Origin of the sequence: Pseudomonas sp. S60 (genome assembly GCF_016647865.1) — a bacterium.
GTDB classification, from domain to species: domain Bacteria; phylum Pseudomonadota; class Gammaproteobacteria; order Pseudomonadales; family Pseudomonadaceae; genus Aquipseudomonas; species Aquipseudomonas parafulva.
In genome coordinates this window covers 1-403 of record NZ_JACVVH010000115.1, presented here as the reverse complement: position 1 = coordinate 403, position 403 = coordinate 1, and the positions used below count along the sequence as shown (strand labels likewise).

General features: G+C 53.8%; 1 protein-coding gene. It reads right to left on the bottom strand.

The window, feature by feature from the left end:
• A partial coding sequence (locus tag IAE33_RS24400; RefSeq protein ID WP_201165760.1) for a helix-turn-helix domain-containing protein occupies positions 1-352 on the bottom strand: 352 nt, incomplete at its 3' end.
• Positions 353-403: the final 51 nt, after the last annotated feature.

Genomic DNA, 403 nt, shown 5'->3' with positions numbered 1-403 from the left:
TCATGGGCGCAGGCCTTCTCTTTGCTACGGGCTGGGCAGGATTAGCACTGTAATGGTGCTGCGCCCAAATGCCTATCTGCGAGGACTGACCAAGACCGAAATGTGCCGCAGTCTGACGTAACGAAAGACCGTGTTCACGCATGTACTCAAGGACTGATCGCTTGTAGGCCTCGCTGTATCGCTGACCTGTTTTGCGAAGGCTGAACTGACCATGCTTCTGAAAACTGGAAACCCAGCGTCGCAGCAGACTGACGTCTACAGCGAAGCGCCGAGCTACCGTTCTGAAACCTTTGTCGCCCTCCAGGTAGGCCTGGACCGCGATGAGCTTGAATGGATCAGAGTACTTGCTCATGTGAACACCTCAAAAATTGGATAGGTGTCCAACTTTTGTGGGGCAGTCCAG